Origin of the sequence: Chryseobacterium sp. MFBS3-17 (assembly GCF_020687745.1) — a bacterium.
Classification (GTDB): domain Bacteria; phylum Bacteroidota; class Bacteroidia; order Flavobacteriales; family Weeksellaceae; genus Marnyiella.
In genome coordinates this window covers 201,297-220,628 of the sequence record NZ_JAJEWK010000009.1, presented here as the reverse complement: position 1 = coordinate 220,628, position 19,332 = coordinate 201,297, and the positions used below count along the sequence as shown (strand labels likewise).

Here is a 19,332-nt window from a genome sequence, read left to right as displayed (position 1 = left end):
GCCAAACTACTCCAGGATTTCTATGAATTCGGTGATTAGTTTTACGGGTCTACCTCCCTTTGCAAAACCAATATAACTGGCGTAAAAACCTTCGCCATAGCCGGTTTCGAAGGCAAAGATATTTCCGGCTTTATGCTCGTCCGGTTTCAGGAACGCAAACTGATCTATGGCTCCGTTTTCGTCAAAAAAATGCTCATGGAAAAATTCTTCGTAAATGCCCATGAAATCTGCACCTTTTCTTTGAAACAAACGCTGTTCCAGCCGGCTCAGGTCTTCCTGGGTTTCGGCATCCATCAGACAACCCATGCCGCTTTCTACCGGATATCCGAAGATTTCTTCTCCCTTCAGATCAGCAATATGCTGTCCTTTTGTGGTGGCAAGCTGCCAGGACGCTACCGGCTGTTCACTGAAGATTACCTCTGCATATGCCACACAATTGCTCCCCTTTTCCCTGTGCACCAGTACCGGAAAACGACCTTTAGGAAATACCACCTCAAAAGGAAGCATATCATTGGTAATCAGCGGATCACATGCTACAAGCCGCCCAGTGGAGAGGTATAATTTTCCGGCATCAAAAGTTTCGATAAGAGGATGCTGAACAAAATTTTTAGAAAAGAGTTTATGGATGTTTTCCAGATGCTTCATGGGATTAAATAAAGAAGTAAAGATAATAGAAAAATGGGTTGAAAGCAATGGCACTCTGCAGATTCTATGCACAAAAAAGACTCCGGAATGATTCCGAAGTCTTTATATCCTGAACCGTTTCGGGTTACAAACTTTTTAATTTCTCTTCCAGAATGGCAATTTTATCCAGAGCATCTTTCTGCTTTTTGCGCTCTGTTTCCACCACTTCCGGCTTGGCATTGGCTACGAATTTCTCGTTGCCCAGCTTTTTATCCACCGAAACCAGGAAGCCTTTCAGGTATTTAAGTTCTTCCTCGGTTTTGGCTTTTTCTTCTGCCAGATCCAGATGTTCGCTCAGCGGCACAGAGAGTTCTGTAGCACCCACCAAAAAGGTAAAGCTGGGTTTATCGGTCTTGCTGCCAAAATGTATGTCAGAAACATTGGCCAGTTTGCGGATGACTGACTCACAGGCAAAGGATTGCGCACCGGTGAAAATTTCAACGGTTTCTTTAGGCGAAATCCCTTTGGTCTGACGGTAATTCCTGATTCCTGAGATCATTTCCGTAGCCGTTTCAAAGTTTTTAATGATTTCTTCATCATATGCCTCTGCCTGTTTCTGCTGAGCAATGATCAGGGCCTCGTCTGATGAGCGTTCTGAAATCGTCTGCCATACCTCCTCGGTAAGGAATGGCATGAACGGGTGCAGCAGTTTCATCAGCTCTTCGAAAAACTCAATAGTTTTGACATATACTTCTTTGGATACAGCCTCCCCATAATTCGGTTTGATGGCTTCCAGATACCAGGCGCAGAAATCGTCCCAGATGAGTTTGTATACAAGATGAAGGGCATCAGAAATTCTGAATTTTTCAAACTGTTCATTAATTTCCGCAATGGTTTTATTCAGTTTATGTTCAAACCAGATGATCGCCTCCTGTTCGGTAGTGCCGGCAGGTTTGTCTTCATGATTCCACATATTGATCAGCCGGAATGCACTCCAAATCTTGGTCATGAAATTACGGCCCTGCAGCATCAGGTCTTCATCAAACAGCAAGTCGTTTCCGGCAGCCGAACTGAGTAAAATTCCGACCCGGACTCCGTCTGCACCATACTGATCCATCAGTTCCACAGGATCCGGTGAATTGCCCAGTGATTTGGACATTTTACGTCTTTGTCTGTCCCGTACGATTCCGGTAAAATACACATTTTTAAACGGCACCTCACCACGGTACTCCAGACCGGCCATGATCATTCTGGCCACCCAGAAGAAAATAATATCCGGACCCGTAACAAGGTCTGAGGTGGGATAATAATAGCTGATGTCTTTATTTTTAGGATCCAGCAAACCATCGAACACAGACATGGGCCAGAGCCAGGAAGAGAACCAGGTATCGAGTGCATCCTCGTCCTGTTTCAGGGAATCTGCGGTAAGTGTGTCATTGCCGGTTTTCTCACGTGCCAGTATCAGGGCTTCTTCTGGCGTTTCTGCCACCACGAAATCATGGGCACCCTCACCGAAATAATAGGCCGGAATCTGCTGTCCCCACCACAACTGGCGGGAAATATTCCAGTCGCGGATGTTTTCCATCCAGTGTTTATAGGTATTCTTGAACTTTTCGGGATAAAATTTCACCTCATCATTCATCACCACATCCAGAGCAGGCTTTCCGATTTCTGACATCTTCAGGAACCATTGTACCGAAATCTTCGGTTCTATCACCGCACCGGTACGTTCTGATGTTCCCACTTTGTTCACATAATCTTCTGCTTTCAGCAGCAGTCCCAGCTCATCCAGTTCGCGGGCGATTTTCTTGCGGACGTCAAAACGATCCATACCTGCATAGTGCATGCCGTGTTCGTTCAGGCGTGCCTCATCATCCAGCGCATCAATGATCTCCAGCTGGTACTTCTGGCCCAGTTCATAATCATTCAGGTCATGCGCCGGGGTAATTTTCAGGGCTCCGGTTCCGAATTCGATGTCCACATAATCATCCTCAATTACCGGAATGGCACGGTTTACCAAAGGTACAATCACCTTTTTGCCTCTCAGATGGCTGTATCGTTCATCCTGCGGATTGATGCACACGGCAGTATCCCCAAAAATAGTTTCAGGTCGCGTAGTAGCAACAGAAATATAAGATTCTTCACCTTCAATTTTATACTTCAGGTAATAGAGTTTTCCATTTTGTTCCTTGAAGATCACTTCTTCATCAGAAATATTGGTCCGGGCTTCAGGATCCCAGTTTACCATACGGTATCCTCTGTAAATAAAGCCTTTACGATATAAATCTACAAAAGACTTGATTACCTGCTGAGACAGCTTGGGCTCCATGGTGAAGCGCGTACGGTCCCAGTCACAGGAGCATCCCAGTTTTTTGAGCTGCTCCAGAATGGTTCCGCCATACTGATGGGTCCAGTCCCAGGCATGTTTCAGAAACTCATCGCGGGAGATTTCTGATTTGTTAATCCCTTCAGATTTCAGCCTGGCCACCACCTTTGCTTCTGTAGCAATGGACGCATGGTCTGTACCGGGTACCCAGCAGGCGTTGAATCCCTGCATCCGTGCGCGGCGCACCAGCACATCCTGTATGGTGTTGTTCAGCATATGACCCATATGCAGAATTCCGGTGACATTGGGTGGCGGAATGACTACCGTGTAGGGCGGCTTCTCATTCGGCTCAGAATGGAAATATCGATTTTCCATCCAGTAACTGTACCATTTTTGTTCGGAATCCTGTGGATTGTATTTTTCTGAAATCTGCATATATTCTTTCTTTGTCCTTGTAACAGGTGCAAAAATAGGCAAAAGAAAAATTTATTATGAATATTTAAAATTATTTTTAACTTTGCTTGTCAATTTAAATCCAAAAAACATATTAAAAAGTTAAAGAATATGAAAAAGTTATTAGCAGGTTTTGCAGTAGTAGGTACGTTTTTTCTGGCGTCAGCACAATCCATCAGTTTTGACCAAACCGTACTGGATTATGGAAAAGTAAAACCGGGCTCAGACGGAAACAGAAAATTCATCGTAAAAAACACAGGAGACAAGCCTTTGATTATCTCTAATGTGAGACCAAGTTGCGGCTGCACTACACCGGACTGGACGAAAGATCCTATTCTGCCCGGCAAAACAGGTGAAATCAAAGTACACTACAATACCAATATTGTGGGTCCTGTGACTACCAAACTGATTGAAGTATTTTCTAACGACCCGGAAAATCAGAGATCTGTTGTACACATTAAAGTACACGTAGATCAAAATGCACCCGATCCTAAACCGCTTACGGCCGCTGAAAAAAAAAAAATTGAAATAGACGCTAAGGCAGAAGAAATCTCTAAGGTGGAAACCCAGATTCAGGCCGCTGCTGAAAGCAAAGATAAAACTCAGCTGAAAGCACTGAAAAAGAATCTGAAAACACTGAACAAGGATCTGAAAGCGCTGAACACAGAACTGAAAACACTGGGATAATGCCGGTTTTTCTGTCAGAAATTATTATATTTAACCGTTTCATTCATTTGAAACGGTTATTTTTTGTTCATCATTTAAACAACAGGTATGGATTTGGATTTTAGCGATAACTTCATGGTCAAGGGAAAATTTTCACTGAAGGATTTCAGTACCGAGTACAAGGGAAAACTCACCAAAGATGATGGAGTGCGCCTGCTGCAGTACGAAAAAGCAAAACTTCGGGAGTTACAGGAAAAACTTTATGCAGACGGCAGCCAATCCTTACTCATTGTACTTCAGGCAATGGATGCGGCGGGAAAAGACTCACTGATTGAGCATGTCTTCGGCGGGGTAAATCCGCAGGGCTGCCATGTGACCAGTTTCAAAACCCCCAGTACCAAGGAATATTCGCATGATTTTCTGTGGCGGCACTATATGGCGCTTCCGGCAAAGGGAATGATCGGCATTTTTAACAGGAGCCATTATGAGAGTGTGCTGGTGTGCAAAGTGCATCCGGAATACAATCTGAAAGAAAAAGTATGGGACTCTCCGAAACAGTTTAACAAAAAGTTCTGGGAAAACCGGTATGAAAGCATCCGCAATTTTGAAAAACATCTGGCATCCAACGGCACGAAAATTATTAAAATCTTTCTCAATGTATCTAAAAAAGAACAAAAAAAGCGGTTGATAGACCGGATAGATGAGCAGGAGAAAAACTGGAAATTTTCCATGGGCGATTTACCGGAGCGCGCACTGTGGAAGGAATATATGAAAGCATACGAAGAGGCCATTAACGAAACGCATGACAAGAATGCGCCCTGGTTCGTGGTTCCTGCAGATGACAAATGGTTTGCCCGGGTAGCCGCCATCCAGATTATTATAGATGCTCTGGAAGAGATGGATTTAAAATTTCCGGTATTGTCTGCTGAAGACCGAAAAGATTTACAGACCGCAAAGCAAACGCTGGAAAAGGAATAGCCTTCTAATATGACGACAAAGAAGGACGGATCTTGTGACCCGTCCTTCTCTTCAGAACTATTCTGCTTTTATTTCTTAAGGAATTTCTTGGTAGACATTCCTTTATCTGAAGACATTTGCAGATAATACACTCCGGATGCCAGATCCGCAACATCTACAGAAAAGCGCTCACTTCTCGGCTGCTGAGTCAGTACCAGCCTTCCTTCCGGAGAAAAAATGCGGAATTCTGTGATTTTTTCTGTGGCTTTCACAAACAACGTTTCCGTTACCGGATTCGGATACATTTCAAAATCAACCTTTATGGTTTCTGCGGTAGACATGGAATTGTCGGTAATTTTGGTGAAATACTGGAAGGTACCGCTCTCTATCAGGGTAGAAGTTCCCGTAACAGGATCCAGCAAATGCATGGCATTATTGGAATACAGATAATTTCCGTTTCCAAGCTGGACAACACCGCTGTTTCCGGAGGTTCCGGTACTTGGCCAGTAATTCAATATCGCACCTGTGGTAGGCGACAATTCATAAATTCCGCGATTGTTGCCGCTGGAATGGTTGCTGAAGGTCACAACTACCAGATTATTGGCTGCATTAAAGATCATCTGCTCTACATTGGCGAGGGTAGGCGTCGCAAAAAGATTTCCCTGCACCACACCGTCGTAACCCAGAATTTCTATACCGCCTGAAGCAGTAAAGGAAGAAACAAAAGCAGCCGTGCCGTTATCGAGCACATCAAATGGAGAACTTACGGTAGGATACGTACCGATGGGAACACCGGCTTTGGTAAATCTGCGGATGGAATTGGCCGTAGCGCCGTTTCCGCCACCTGCATTGGTGACCCACACTTCATTATTAACCACATTCAGTCCGCGGATATTATCGAGATTGACCACGGTTCCGTCCAGCGTACTGTGCGGCGTTCCGTCCAGATTATAAATGTAAATGTCATCATTCACCTGATCTGCAATCCAGATTTTATCATCAACCTGTGTAATCCCCTTGGGGGTTCCGGAGGGCAAAGTAATGAAAGCAGGATCGATGATGGTTCCGTCTGTTGCATTTAATTTGTACACCACATCGGTGGACGAATTAAGAACTAAAATACTTGTTTGTGCAGACACTGTCTGAGCGGCAGCGATTGCAAAAACCGAAAAGAAAATAGATTTTAATTTCATTTTTTGTTTAAAGGTATGAAAACCTTATGAAAACCACAAGAAAAACTATAAGCCGGATTCTGTCTGTGCCGAAGCACGAGCCTGTTATTTATCTGCGCGTTACATTGCTGCACCGCTTTAGCTGTTTACCCCTCATCAACGGGCGGGCCGCCCTTAACTGATGATATACTTAACATTGCACCGCAAAGAGTTTACCTGATTTCACTATAAATTAATATACATTCTTTCTGTTGCACTGGTCCTGATCTCACGACCGGCGGGCGTTACCCGCTTTGCTGCCCTGTGGTGTCCGGACTTTCCTACCTCCGCTGATGCGGAAATCAACAGGCCGTTTTTCTTGTGGACGGCAAAGATAGCGAAAACCATTGTGTTCTGTGAACACCGGGTACCGAAAATATAGGAGTCTGATGGCTGCAGTTGATGATTTTTTTAGAATATATGAGTATCTTCGTGCAGAAAAAAAATCATCCATTGATCTCCAGGGAAAAAGAATTTGCAAAACTCATCAGTGATAATCAGGGTCTGATTATCAAAATTTCCCGGCTCTATACCAATACACTGGAGGACGAGGAAGATCTTGTTCAGGAAATAGTGTTACAGTTATGGCGCAGTTACGACTCATTCAAAGGTGAAAGCAAAATTTCTACCTGGATGTACCGTGTAGCACTGAATACCGCCATCACCCTGTTCCGGAAGAAAACCAAATCGCCGCAAACCGATGAACTTCTGGACTTTCACCATAAAGATTTTGAAGAAGAAAACCAAGAAAAGCAACAGCAAATTTCACTGTTATACAAGGTGGTGAAGATGCTGCCAAAAGTAGAAAGAGCCATCGTGATGATGTATCTGGACGATCTGCCCTATCGTGAAATTGCCGGAAACCTGGGGATTTCAGAAGTGAATGCTCGTGTGAAAATGAACCGTCTGAAGAAAAAACTTAAAGAACTAATGGAAAAACATGCCTGAATTTAATTTAGATCAGTTTAAGAAAACGTGGCAGGAGCAAAACGTTAAGGCGAAATACGGCAATTCCGATATTCTGGAAATGCTGAACCGCAAATCGCGGAATTATGTAAAATATATTCTGTGGATCAGCGTAGCCGAGTTTTTGTTTTTCCTGGCGCTTACGGTTTTCTATACCATACTGCCCGAAAATAGTGACAATTTCCTGACCGTGACAGAACGGCTGGGCGTGAAACGAACGCCGGAAGTAGAGCATGATTTCTCTGTGCTGTACATGATTCTGAAAATCCTGAGTCTGTGTGTTACCGCCTTCTTTGTCATCCGTTTTTACACCACCTACCGGAAAATCCACGTGGAATCCAACATCAGAAAATTCATCCTGCAAATCATCAATTACCGCAAAACGGTGAATTATTTTATCCTGAGCAACCTGTTATTGCTGGTCATTTCCACCATGGCCCTCACGCTCTTCATCTTCCGCAAGCTGTCTATACAGCAGGTGGTACTGGAACCTTCTACCCTGTGGGGTTTCCTGCTGGGAATCACACTTTCCCTTTTATTGAGCATTGCACTGATCTGGCTATATTACAGACTGGTGTACGGCATCATCAGCAGAAGACTGGGCAAGACCCTCATTCAGCTTCAGGAAGCCGAAAACGACCGGGAAAACGGAGAATCTGACAATATTTAAAGAACATGCAATGCACAGCAGCTGAAATTTCTAATCGTTTACACTAAAAAAGAAACTGCTGTATCACAAATTTGCAGACACCCCATAAAAAAAGCCGTTTCACAAGGTTATGGAACGGCTTTTTTTGTCATTACAATTCTTTTCTTAAACGTGCCACCGGAATATTGAGTTGTTCGCGGTATTTGGCTATGGTACGGCGGGCAATATTATACCCCTTTTCCTTCAGAATCCCAACCAGTGCATCATCGGTATAAGGTTTTCTTTTGTTCTCTTTTTCTATGGCTTCCTGCAGGTGCATTTTAATTTCTTTGGTAGACACCTCCTCGCCATCATCATTGGTGAGACTGTCTGAAAACAGATCCTTCAGGTACAGAATCCCGTTTGGGGTATCTGCATACTTGCTTTTTACCACCCTTGAAATGGTAGAAATATCAAATCCTGTAATATCTGCCACATCTTTCAGAATCATTGGTTTCAGAGATTTTTCGTCGCCGGTGATGAAGAATTCCTTCTGCAGTTTTACAATAGCGGTAATGGTTTGCAGCAAGGTATTTTGTCTTTGGTTAATGGCATCAATATACCATTTTGCCGCGTCCAGTTTTTGCTTGATGAACAATGCTGCCTGCTTATGCTCAGACGAAGTTTTATCATGTGAGTAGGTAGATAAAATATCTTTATACTCATCAGAAACCCGAAGCGAAGGCGCATTTTTACTATTGAGCAGAGGCGTCACCTGTGGCTGCTCCCCTTTTTTGCCTTCTTTCACCTGAATAACAAAATCCGGGATAATTTCCTGATTAATGGTAATGGTCTGAGTATCAAAATTACCACCAACTCTGGGCGAGAGTTTTGAAATTTCATCCAGCGCATCTTTCAGATCCTCTTCTTCCACATCATACTTCTGCATGATTTTGTTGTAATGCTTATTGGTAAGCGCATCAAACTGATTCCGCAGGATATTGGCTGCCAGCGTAATGGCTTTATCGGCGCTTACTTTCTTTTCGATTTGTAAAAGCAGACACTCCTGCAGATCGCGGGCTCCTACGCCTGCAGGATCCAGCTTCTGAATATAATTTTCAAGGATCTCCTCTACTTTCTCTCTAGTGGTATAGATTCCCTGTGAGAACGCAAGATCATCTACCACAGATTTCACCTCACGACGCAGATACCCATCTGTATCTAAATTTCCGATGATGTATTCTGCTATTTTCAGATCATCATCTTCTATATTGATCAGCCGGATTTGCTCCAGCAGGTAATCATACAGGGACTGACCCTCCGTAAGCAGACTTTCATTGTCAAATTCCTCATCATCTGCCGAGTAATTGCTGGATGCTGTTTTGTAACTGGGTTCATCATCAAAGAGATATTCCTCCACATCAAAATCAGTTTCTATGCTTTCGGTTCCTTCTTCCTCGTATTCCGAAACCTGTTCCTCTTTAATCTCTTCCTTCTCCTCCACTCTTTCAAGTGCAGGATTTTCTTCCAGTTCACGCTCCAGCTCTTCCTCAAACTCCAGTGTATGCAGCTGTATCAGCTTCATGAGCTGTATTTGCTGCGGTGCGAGTTTTTGTCCGAGTCTCAGTTGAAGATTTTGTTTCAGCATTTCGTTTTCTACATTTTATTAGTCATTGGCAAAAATAAAGGCTATTTCCCCTATACTGTTTACAGTTTAAGATCAATACCTTACAGAATTTCCTTAAAATTCAGCATTATTGGGCGTTCTGGGGAACGGAATGACATCGCGGATGTTGGTAAGACCGGTCACAAACAGAATGAGACGCTCCAGCCCCAGACCGAACCCGGCATGCGGCACAGAACCAAATTTGCGTGTATCCAGATACCACCACAGTTCGTGCTCATCTACGTTCATTTCCTGCATTTTGCTGCGCAGTACTTCCAGGCGTTCCTCTCTCTGGGAACCTCCGATGATTTCACCGATTCCCGGGAATAGTACATCCATAGCGGCTACGGTTTTCTGATCTTCGTTCAGCCTCATATAGAATGCTTTGATGTCCTTGGGATAATCAAACAGTACCACAGGTGTTTCAAAATGCTTTTCTACCAGATATCTTTCATGCTCACTTTGCAGGTCTATACCCCACTGCTCTACCGGAAACTGGAATTTTCCTTTTTTGTTTTCTTTGGAGTTCATGAGAATCTCCACCGCTTCTGTATAGGAAACACGCTTGAAGCGCTTCTTTACCACATTTTCCAGTTTCTCAATCAGTCCTTCCTTTGCACGGTCTTTTTCCGGTTTTTGTTTTTGCTCTTCTGCAAATCGTTTATCCAGAAACTCCAGATCGGTTTTACAATGATCCAATACATAGTTAATGACGTATTTCAGGAAATCTTCTGCCAGATCTATATTATCTTCCAGATTGTTGAAGGCCACTTCCGGCTCTACCATCCAGAATTCTGCAAGGTGACGGGTAGTATTGGAATTTTCTGCGCGGAATGTAGGCCCGAAGGTATACACCCGGCCCAGACCCATAGCGGCAGTTTCTGCTTCCAGCTGACCGGATACCGTAAGGTTGGTTTTCTTCCCGAAGAAATCTTCAGAAAAATCGACTGTACCCTCTTCGGTTTTGGGCAGATCATTCAGATCCAGATTGGTTACAGTAAACATCTCACCAGCTCCTTCTGCATCAGCCCCGGTAATGATGGGCGTATTGATATAGAAAAACCGGTTCTGACGGAAGAAATCGTGAATAGCAAAACTCACGGCACTGCGCACCCGGAATACCGCCGAAAAAAGATTGGTCCGGAAACGCAGATGAGCTTGGTCCCGCAGTACTTCCAGCGAGTGTCTTTTGGGCTGAAGAATGGTTTTGTCCCGCTCTTCGGTAAAATTATCACCCAGAATTTCTATTTTCTTTGCGATGATTTCTATCTGTTGTCCGCTTCCCTGACTTTCTACCACTTCGCCTGTGATTTTCACTGAAGAGGCTACAGATATTTTGTTCAGGGTATTTTCATCAAACTGTTCATAATCTACCACAATCTGAATATTATCCATAGCAGAGCCATCGTTGAGTGCAATAAAACGGTTGGAGCGGAATGCGCGTACCCAGCCGTACACCGTGATGTCATGATGGAGTATCTTTTTGTAGTCCTGTAAAAGTTCGTGTATCGTAATTTTTTTCATTGTTTACAATTGGGTATTGATGCAAAAATACAGAATTTTGGCGTAATTTTTGATTAAAATAGCGGTTTTTCCTTAAAATAAAAAGGATTCCAACGTTCTGGAACCCTTATATTTATGAAATGTTAGCTGCTGAAACTTGTTTTTTACACCTGCATTCAAAAATTTTTCATTTTTTATTCATCCTTTACCACCGGTTTGGTGAAAACGTCTATTAATCCTTCCGGCAGTTGCATCCGGATTAGTTTCTGTTCACGGTTTACCTCCAGAATCCAGTCTCTGATGATGGGAACAATAACCTCCTGTCCTTCCAGATTCAGGATGAAATAATGTTGCGCCACAGCATCATTTACCTCGCGGATGATTCCGCAGGATTCACCGTTTTCATTCTGCACTTCAAAACCGATGACTTCATGGTAATAGAACTGGTTTCCGGAGAGTTCCGGCAGTGTAGAGAGCGGCAGAAAAACATTTTTTCCCACCTTTTGCTCGGCAGAGGCCAGCGTGGCATTTTTAAAGAAGATGATTTTGGTATCTTCTTTTGTCCACTGTTGTTTTTCTACAAAAAAGGGCACCAGCAGACCGTTGATCTCCACAAAAACGGCGTCCAGTTTATCATAGAGCTGCGGCTGATCGGTATCCAGCTTCATCATCACATTTCCGGCAAGTCCGTGGGTGCGGGTAATTTTGCCCAGAAAATAGCAGTCTTCTTTTCTCATGTGTACGTACTTTATTTGACAAAGGTAATATTCTTATGACGGACGTCTGCATCCATATTTGCATTTTCAAGAAAAATAAAACGGATGACCAACAAAAAAGGTGCGAAGAATCGCACCTTTATCTGTATAAGTTCAGGAGATTAAGCCTGAGTTTCTTCAGTTCCTTCAGTTCCTTCAGCTTCAGCAGCCGGAGCTTCAGTAGTTTCTTCAGCCGGAGTCTCAGCAGCTTCTGCAGCCGCCTGCTCTTCAGCAAGTTTTGCCTCTGCTTCTGCTTTTGCCTCTGCTTCTGCCTGAGCCGCAGCTTCCAGTCTTGCCTGGTTCACTTTTGCTTCAGCTTCCAGAGCAGCTTTTTTAGCTTCTTCTTTAGACTTCGCCAGACCTTCAACTTTTCCTACCACCTGCTTTTCTTTTTGCTCTAACCAGGCGTTGAATCTTTTTTCTGCTTCAGCTTCATCAAAAGCTCCTTTTGCCACACCACCCATCAGGTGTTTTTTGTACAGCGCTCCTTTGTAAGAAAGAATTGCTCTGGCAGTGTCTGACGGTTGCGCACCGTTATTCAGCCATTGTACTGCTGCATCTACATTCAGTTCGATGGTGGCAGGGTTGGTAATAGGATTGTAGGTGCCGAGTTTCTCGATGAATCTACCGTCTCTTTTTGCTCTTGCGTCTGCAACTACGATGTGGAAAAAAGGCTTCCCTTTTTTACCGTGTCTTTGTAATCTGATTTTTACTGACATAATTGTTTGATTTTGTGGGAACTCGTCCCGTTGATTATTAAGGCTGCAAAGATAATTATTTTTTTGATTTCCCGAAACTTTTTTTGAGCGAATCATACAACTGCCAGTTTATCCGGCTACAGATGATTCCATGCCCGTGAATGAACAAAAATTAACCTTGAAACCGTTTCTTCACAGGGTATATTTGCGCTAAATTTTTTCCAATGAAGTACGCTGCTTTGCTATTGCTGATTTCACTTCAGTCCTACGCTCAGGACTTCACTGTTTTTGCCCACCGCGGATTCCGTGGCCTTCATCCGGAAAACACGGTGAGCGCCTTTAAAAAGACTCTGCATTACACACCCGTTCTGGAAATGGACATCATGATCAGCAAAGACATGGAAGTCGTGGTTACCCATGACGCGGTGCTTAATTCCAAACTATACACCGATGCATCGGGAGAACCTCTGGCAAACGGCTACACGCCCCGTATTTACGAATTGAATGCAGCAGAGATCCAGAAATACCATATCGGCATTACCCCACATCCCGGTTATCCGAGTCAACAACAAATCAAAGAGACCATCCCCACCCTGAACCGCGTCATGGAAGAAGTTACCGCATATGCGAAAACCCATGGAATGCAACGACCAAAGTATTTTATTGAAACCAAAATTTCAGAAAAAACCGATCACCTGAAACATCCGGATCCTAAAATTGTGGTAGAATTACTGATGAAAGTACTTCAAAAACACACCCAGCCACAGGAGGTGATCATTCAGTCTTTCGACCCGCGCACGCTGAGCTATATAGAAAAACATTACCCGGAATATGAAACGTGTCTGCTGGATGGCAAAAAGATTCCGCTGTCTGTCTATCTGGAACAACTGGACTTCAGGCCCGATTATTTCTCGCCCCGGTTTGAACAAATCACCGCACAGACTCTGGAAGAATCCAAACAGTATGGCATTCCGCTCATCGGTGGCAATGCCAATTCCCGAAAAGCAGTGGATCAGATGAAAAAGTGGGGCATCCGCTACGTGATATCAGATTTTCCGTACGAGATGCTCACAGACTGACCCTGCATTACACCATTCCCATATAAAAAAGTCCCAGGCAACGCTGATTCCCGTCCAGGATCAGTGATTCCTTCAGGTGTTCTACAATTTTCGGAGAGCTCCAATAGCAACCCACTCCATTTGCCGTGCATGCCAGGTACATATTCTGCACCGCCATAGAAACCGCCGCTATTTCTTCCCACTCGGGAACCAGGCCGCTGAAGTTTACAACAATTGCGATCACCGCACCCGCCTTGTTGATTTTAAAACCTATATCCTGATATTTTTTCTCCAGGTAGAGTGCGGGAGGCTGCACCGTTTTATAGATCGCCTGTATTTCTGTCGCAAGTGCTGCCTTGTCCTGCCCCTGAAAAACCTTGAACCGCCAGGGCTTCGTCCGTTTGTGATTTGGCGCAAGTACGGCCATACCAAGAATTTCCTCAATCAGTTCATCAGATATAGGTGCATCGGTATAGTCTTTGGGAAAGGTACTTTTTCTTTTCTCCAGAACTTCTTTTAAAACGGCTGCATGATTCATACCTGCAAAAGTACAAAAAAGAACGTGCCGGTCGCCGTCAGATAATGCTCAGAATACTTTTTCTATCAGCTGGTGGATTCCGTTCAGCGTAAATTCATCGCCGGCTTGTTTTCCCATCATCATTCTGGCCATGGGACTTTCGGCTGAAATAGCATAAAACCTTTCCCCATCATAGAAAAATTCACCCAGTGACACAGAGATATAGAACCGTGCTTTATTGGTAATGACCAGCGAGCCCAGTTTCACCACATCAGTGGAAGAGTTGAGCACCTTCTGCATATCGCGCTGCATATTTATAAGCGCAGACATTTGCCGGTCCAGATGGTAAATTTCATTCTGAATTTCCTCACGCATGGAATCGTACTTGGTTGTTTTTTTGATATCGCGGCTGGCTTCCAAAGTAAAATTCCGATAAAACTCCAGAGTTTTCACTTTCCCTGTAATCATATCTTTCACGAAGGCTCTGATATCACTTTTGCTATAATTTTTCAACTGCATACGGCTCCATTCTTTATAACGAAGATAAAACTAAAAAAAATAACGCCGCAAACAGAGCTCCATGACAACAGTTCACACCAGGAATGAATACCACAAAAAAACCGGGAAAAACCCGGCAATGCAAATGAAATGAAATTCTTATTTCTCAGAAAGAACCTTCAGCTGTTCCAGACCGCTTCCGTAAGACTTTTCCATTTCTTTGTCCATAGAAATCCCCATCAGATTAAACGGATAATCCAGTTCGCAATCCATACTCCACGTCACTTTTGTACCATTTCCCTCCGGAGTAAGCACCAAATCTGAAGTAGCCTCACTTTCAAAAGGCACTTCAAACATCAATTTGGTAGAGTGCTTAAGATTTTAGTTCATCAAAGATACCGCATAATTTTCAGTAAATTTGTGCTTCAAAAGTAATTTCATACATGAACAACACACGAAATCCTTTACTGAAACCTTTTCAGACCCCATATCATTCGGCTCCTTTCCATGATATTAAGGAAGAACATTTTCTTCCCGCGTTCCGGGAACTCATCCGACAGGCAGAAGATGAAATCAACGCCATTGTCAATAATCCGGAGCCACCCGACTTTGGGAATGTGGTTGAAACCCTGGCCTACTCCGGCGCACAACTGGATGTGGTTTCCAATATTTTCTTTAACCTGAACTCGGCCGAAACCAATGATGAAATCCAGAAGATTGCACAGGAGGTATCACCGATGCTGACAGAATTTTCCGCAAAAATTTCGCAGAATGAACAGCTGTTTGCAAAAATCAATGAAGTGTACAATCAGAAAGACCAGTACGAACTGGACAGCGAGCAACTAATGCTTCTGGAGGAAACCTATAAAGGATTTGTACGGAGCGGTGCACTGCTGAACGACGAAGACAAGGAAACACTGAAAAACATCAGCATTGAACTGTCTAAAAAATCATTGCAGTTCGGCCAGAACGTACTGGCAGAAACCAACAATTACTTTAAGCACATCACCCGCAAGGAAGATCTTGCCGGAATCCCCGGAGCCATACTGGAACAATACCGGGAAGAAGCCCGCGATCGGAAGCTGGAAGGATACGTCATTAGCCTGCAATATCCCAGCTACATTCCCTTCATGACCTATGCAGAAAACCGGGATCTGCGCAAAGAGCTGGCACTGGCCAACGGAAAAAAAGCCTTCAGCACTAATGAGTTTGACAACCAGCAACTGATTAAGGAAATTGTAACCCTGAAACAACAAAAAGCCGTACTGCTGGGCTATGAAAACTACGCCGAATTTGTTCTGGAAGAAAGAATGGCCAAATCTCCAGATAAAGTGCTTTCATTTTTAAATGAACTACTGGAAAAAGCAACACCATATGCACAGAAAGAAACAGAAGCGCTGAAATCTCTGGCAAAAGTGGACGGAATTTCTGAAATGCAAAGTTATGACCATGCCTTCTACGCCGAGAAACTGCGCAAATTGAAATTTGACCTGAACGACGAAGAACTGAAACCTTATTTCCGACTGGAAGCGGTTCTGGAAGCAGTCTTTTCACTGGCCAAAAAACTCTTTCATCTGGAATTCAAAGAAACACAGGATGTTCAGAAATACCACCCGGAAGTAAGCGTTTATGAAATTTTCGAAGAAGGACAATTCAAATCACTGCTGTACACGGATTTCTTCCCGAGAAAGGGCAAACGGGCCGGTGCATGGATGACCAGTTTCAGAAGTCAGTTCCGGAAAGACGGAAAAAATCACCGGCCGCACATCTCGGTGGTCTGTAATTTTTCCAAACCTACCGCAGACACGCCCAGCTTGCTGACCTTTCAGGAAGTTACCACCCTGTTTCACGAATTCGGGCATGCCCTGCACGGCGTGCTGGCAGACACCCGGTATCCGAATCTCTCCGGAACGTCGGTAAAATGGGATTTCGTGGAACTGCCCTCACAGTTTCTGGAAAATTACTGCTATGAGCCGGATTTCCTGAAAAGTTTTGCCAGACATTATGAAACCGGCGAAGTGCTGCCTGATGATAAAATCCGGAAACTGTCTGACTCCAAAAACTTTATGGAAGGCTATCAGACCCTCAGACAAATCGGCTTTGGATTGCTGGACATGGCTTATCATACCAAAGCAGCACAACTGAACCCGGAGAGCAACACCTCTATAAAAGATTTTGAAGACCAGGAAACAACCCAAGCACAGTTGTATCCCGTGAATCCCGAAACGGCCATGAGCCCTTCTTTCTCGCACATTTTTCAGGGCGGATATTCGGCTGGATACTATTCTTACAAGTGGGCTGAAGTGCTGGATGCAGATGCCTTTCAGTATTTTAAGGACAACGGAATCTTCAATGCAGAAATTGCGGCCAAATACAAGATGCTCCTTTCTTCCGGAGGAACTAAGGATCCGATGGAACTGTACATAGCCTTCCGCGGCAGTGAGCCACGAGTAGAAAGCCTGTTAAAAAGAGCTTTCGGTTAGGCAACAAAAAAAATCAGATGAACAGTTCATCTGATTTTTTTTATAAAGAATCTGCAATTATTTTTTTACCAGTTTGGTGGTCTTTACATTTTTACCATCATCAATTTTTAACAGATAAGTACCTTTTGGCAAGTCACCTACATGGTAAGATTCGGCATATTTCATTGTTTTCACCAGCTTACCGGACAAGTCGTAGACCCCTACAACGGTTGCTGTGCGCTGACTTTCCTTAGGCAACTGAATATGGAACACATCTGCTACAGGATTTGGATACACCACTACCCGGTTATCATACTGCAGGATTTCGTTGGTTCCCAGCACAGAATAGTTCACGATAAACGGAACAGCCTGCGGATAATCTGGTGCGGTGTCTGGAATACCATCATCAATAAGATCAGTCCACGCACCGGTAATGGCATTAAACTGTTTTCCATTAAACTCCGGCAAACCTCTGGTTCCGGGTATCGTAACACCGGGTGAAAAGCCGCCACTTGCAGTAGTAGCGTTCTGCAACTGATATTTAAACCAATATGTCCCCGGAGTCAGATTTACCGCTGCGTTCCCCGTCATTTTCCAGATGGTCCTGGTAGTTCCCGGTGCGCTGCCACCCTGTGCATTAAAGATTCTGTAAAGCATCGTATTGGCAGAAGACGCAAAACGGTTGGTGGTATCATCTCCGAAAACAGGAGTAGCACCTGCCACAGAAGGATCAGAATTGTAGATACTGAAACGCAGGGTATTAAATGGTGCTGTACTGCCCACATAGCCGGTTTGGTAAGCAAACACTTCTACAGAAGTTACTTGCCAGGACTGACCGGCAGGCACCACAAAGTCATCTGCCAGAAAAAAACTGGTTGTGGCCGAATTATACGTACTGGTATACCCCGCATTCGTGTTGGATTCTGTAGTATTTCCAGTGTTCCGCTGAACCTCGGACCATTCATAACCGGCAGGTGCTGCGACACCTGTGCTGGCTGTGGCACCAGTGCTTAGACCTCCGTTGGAGTACTGAGCAAATGCTAAGACTGGAAGAAGCGCCAGCGCTGAAAGTAATTTTGTTTTCATAAGTATATAATTTGATTTGAGTCAAAATTAATAATTTTTATCATTAATTGATATTAAATTTTAACCAAATAACAAAAATGATAACAAAATAACGAATTGCAGCAATCAAAAATTATTCACGAAAGGAAATCACAGGAGCCTGCCCGGGAAACACATGTCACCACTGAAAGAATAAAAAAAGAAGATCTAAATCAGATTTTTTCTGAGGAAAGCATTTTATTTCTAGCTTTCGTAAGGAAAGGAACAGAAATAACACCCACTACAAGCATAATCACAAACTGCATGGTGTGGGAAATAAACGCATACGCCAAACCGGCTTCCGCCCCTTCTTCAAAGGTCTTGCCCATGGAGAGGAATAACGCCCCGATCCCTAACTTAAGAGCTGCATGAAAAGCACCTATCCCTCCAGATGCCGGCACCATCATTCCCAAAGTACCCACTACAATAATGAAGAAACCATCAGCAATGCTAAATTCTGAAGTTTCAGGCAGGGAAAAACAGACCAGATAAGCGGCAAAATAATAACATATCCAGATGGCCAGTGAGAGCAGGATGAATTTTCCTTTCTGTTTAAGTTTAAAAATAGAAGTAATTCCATGGAGAATTCCATTGGCAAAAGAAACAAAACTGCTCTTCTTTTTCACGAAAATATATCCCAGACCCACAATTGCAAGAATAACCAACGCTATTTTAATCGTATTGAAAAATGCCGAAACATCTGCAATACCCCAGCCAGCCAGCAATTGCTCCAGAAAACCTTGTTCAGTACTCACTTCCTTTTTCTGCTCCTGAGTAACATATGAATAGAATGAAAGAATTGCATCATACTTAAACAGAAGGGTAAGCCCCAGAAATCCAACCATACAGACCAGATCAATCACCCGTTCCAGGATTATGGTTCCGAATGATTTATCTACCGGTACTTTTTCTACACCATAGAGCGCTGTAGACCGGGCCAGTTCTCCGCTTCTGGGAATAGTCAGATTCATGAGATAGCCAAACGAAATGGTCCAGAAGGCATTGGCATTAGAAATTTTATACCCCATGGGCTCCAGGAGCAGATTCCAGCGTACTGCTCTGAACCAATACGCAAGAAGGCCAAAAACAGTAGCAGCCACTACCCAGAAATAATTGGCTTTTGCAAAATAGCCGGAGATGGTTTTAAAATCCATTCCCCGCAGGGCAAACCACATAAAAAAAGCAGCGATTCCCAATGACAGCACAATGGTCATCACAGTTTTCAGGGGATTATTCTTTT

The 19,332-nt window shown here is 43.8% G+C and carries 18 protein-coding genes and 1 other RNA gene; 6 read left to right on the top strand and 13 right to left on the bottom strand.

The features are described 5' to 3' along the window. Positions 1-6: 6 nt before the first annotated feature. Both LKO26_RS07625 and LKO26_RS07620 read right to left on the bottom strand, forming a co-directional pair. Entirely contained in the window at positions 7-645 is a 639-nt protein-coding gene (locus tag LKO26_RS07625) for a DUF4241 domain-containing protein (protein ID WP_227587256.1), read from the bottom strand. 124 nt (positions 646-769) lie between these two features. Further along, positions 770-3,385: a valine--tRNA ligase gene (locus tag LKO26_RS07620; protein ID WP_227587255.1), complete on the bottom strand. Its 2,616-nt coding sequence runs from the start codon at positions 3,383-3,385 to the stop codon at positions 770-772. A gap of 129 nt (positions 3,386-3,514) precedes the next feature. Here LKO26_RS07620 and LKO26_RS07615 point away from each other — a divergent pair, with 129 nt between their 5' ends. Next, complete coding sequence (locus LKO26_RS07615) at positions 3,515-4,090, top strand: DUF1573 domain-containing protein (RefSeq protein ID WP_227587254.1); 576 nt, start codon at positions 3,515-3,517, stop codon at positions 4,088-4,090. An 87-nt stretch (positions 4,091-4,177) separates the two neighbouring features. Then, entirely contained in the window at positions 4,178-5,047 is an 870-nt protein-coding gene (locus LKO26_RS07610) for a polyphosphate kinase 2 family protein (protein WP_227587253.1), read from the top strand. Positions 5,048-5,115: 68 nt separating this feature from the next. On the opposite strand, the gene LKO26_RS07605 is transcribed toward LKO26_RS07610, so the two are convergent. Together LKO26_RS07605 and rnpB are read right to left on the bottom strand one after the other, a co-directional pair. Next, complete coding sequence (locus LKO26_RS07605) at positions 5,116-6,219, bottom strand: T9SS type A sorting domain-containing protein (RefSeq protein ID WP_227587252.1); 1,104 nt, start codon at positions 6,217-6,219, stop codon at positions 5,116-5,118. 32 nt (positions 6,220-6,251) lie between these two features. Next, an RNA gene (rnpB, locus tag LKO26_RS07600) (RNase P RNA component class A) lies at positions 6,252-6,559 on the bottom strand. Between the two features lie 80 nt (positions 6,560-6,639). On the opposite strand from rnpB, the gene LKO26_RS07595 reads away from it, so the two are divergent. Together LKO26_RS07595 and LKO26_RS07590 are read left to right on the top strand one after the other, a co-directional pair. After that, positions 6,640-7,185, top strand: a complete 546-nt coding sequence (locus LKO26_RS07595) for an RNA polymerase sigma factor (protein WP_410681579.1) — start codon at positions 6,640-6,642, stop codon at positions 7,183-7,185. Beyond that, positions 7,178-7,873 (top strand): beta-carotene 15,15'-monooxygenase, encoded by a 696-nt coding sequence (locus LKO26_RS07590; protein WP_227587251.1) that lies wholly within the window; start codon positions 7,178-7,180, stop codon positions 7,871-7,873. Before LKO26_RS07595 ends, LKO26_RS07590 begins: the two co-directional genes overlap by 8 nt. A 130-nt stretch (positions 7,874-8,003) precedes the next feature. Here LKO26_RS07590 and rpoN read toward each other — a convergent pair whose 3' ends face one another. From rpoN to LKO26_RS07570, 4 genes are all read right to left on the bottom strand, one after another. Beyond that, positions 8,004-9,479, bottom strand: coding sequence for an RNA polymerase factor sigma-54 (gene rpoN / locus LKO26_RS07585; RefSeq protein ID WP_227587250.1), 1,476 nt, complete (start codon positions 9,477-9,479; stop codon positions 8,004-8,006). Positions 9,480-9,572: 93 nt separating this feature from the next. Next, positions 9,573-11,021 carry an asparagine--tRNA ligase gene (gene asnS / locus LKO26_RS07580; RefSeq protein ID WP_227587249.1) on the bottom strand — a complete coding sequence of 483 codons (1,449 nt, stop codon included), beginning with the start codon at positions 11,019-11,021 and terminating at the stop codon, positions 9,573-9,575. Between the two features lie 173 nt (positions 11,022-11,194). Beyond that, positions 11,195-11,737 (bottom strand): ribosome maturation factor RimM, encoded by a 543-nt coding sequence (rimM, locus tag LKO26_RS07575; RefSeq protein ID WP_227587248.1) that lies wholly within the window; start codon positions 11,735-11,737, stop codon positions 11,195-11,197. Positions 11,738-11,877: 140 nt separating this feature from the next. After that, positions 11,878-12,474, bottom strand: coding sequence for a 30S ribosomal protein S16 (locus tag LKO26_RS07570; protein ID WP_227587247.1), 597 nt, complete (start codon positions 12,472-12,474; stop codon positions 11,878-11,880). Positions 12,475-12,677: 203 nt separating this feature from the next. Between LKO26_RS07570 and LKO26_RS07565 the strand changes: the two genes are divergently transcribed. Next, on the top strand, positions 12,678-13,532 hold the full coding sequence (locus LKO26_RS07565; protein ID WP_227587246.1) for a glycerophosphodiester phosphodiesterase family protein: 855 nt from the start codon (positions 12,678-12,680) through the stop codon (positions 13,530-13,532). A gap of 7 nt (positions 13,533-13,539) precedes the next feature. Here LKO26_RS07565 and LKO26_RS07560 read toward each other — a convergent pair whose 3' ends face one another. The 3 genes from LKO26_RS07560 to LKO26_RS07550 form a co-directional block, all read right to left on the bottom strand. Then, the gene (locus LKO26_RS07560) at positions 13,540-14,049 is read right to left on the bottom strand and encodes a nitroreductase (protein ID WP_227587245.1); all 510 of its coding nucleotides are present in this window, start codon (positions 14,047-14,049) and stop codon (positions 13,540-13,542) included. 48 nt (positions 14,050-14,097) lie between these two features. After that, a complete protein-coding gene (locus tag LKO26_RS07555) occupies positions 14,098-14,547 on the bottom strand; it encodes a hypothetical protein (RefSeq protein WP_227587244.1) in 450 nt (149 codons plus the stop codon). Between the two features lie 138 nt (positions 14,548-14,685). After that, on the bottom strand, positions 14,686-14,883 hold the full coding sequence (locus tag LKO26_RS07550; RefSeq protein WP_227587243.1) for a hypothetical protein: 198 nt from the start codon (positions 14,881-14,883) through the stop codon (positions 14,686-14,688). Between the two features lie 86 nt (positions 14,884-14,969). Between LKO26_RS07550 and LKO26_RS07545 the strand changes: the two genes are divergently transcribed. Beyond that, entirely contained in the window at positions 14,970-17,009 is a 2,040-nt protein-coding gene (locus LKO26_RS07545; RefSeq protein WP_227587242.1) for a M3 family metallopeptidase, read from the top strand. Between the two features lie 57 nt (positions 17,010-17,066). Here LKO26_RS07545 and LKO26_RS07540 read toward each other — a convergent pair whose 3' ends face one another. Then, the gene (locus tag LKO26_RS07540) at positions 17,067-18,074 is read right to left on the bottom strand and encodes a T9SS type A sorting domain-containing protein (RefSeq protein WP_227587241.1); all 1,008 of its coding nucleotides are present in this window, start codon (positions 18,072-18,074) and stop codon (positions 17,067-17,069) included. A 191-nt stretch (positions 18,075-18,265) separates the two neighbouring features. After that, the gene (locus tag LKO26_RS07535; protein ID WP_410681582.1) at positions 18,266-19,306 is read right to left on the bottom strand and encodes a lysylphosphatidylglycerol synthase transmembrane domain-containing protein; all 1,041 of its coding nucleotides are present in this window, start codon (positions 19,304-19,306) and stop codon (positions 18,266-18,268) included. Positions 19,307-19,332: the final 26 nt, after the last annotated feature.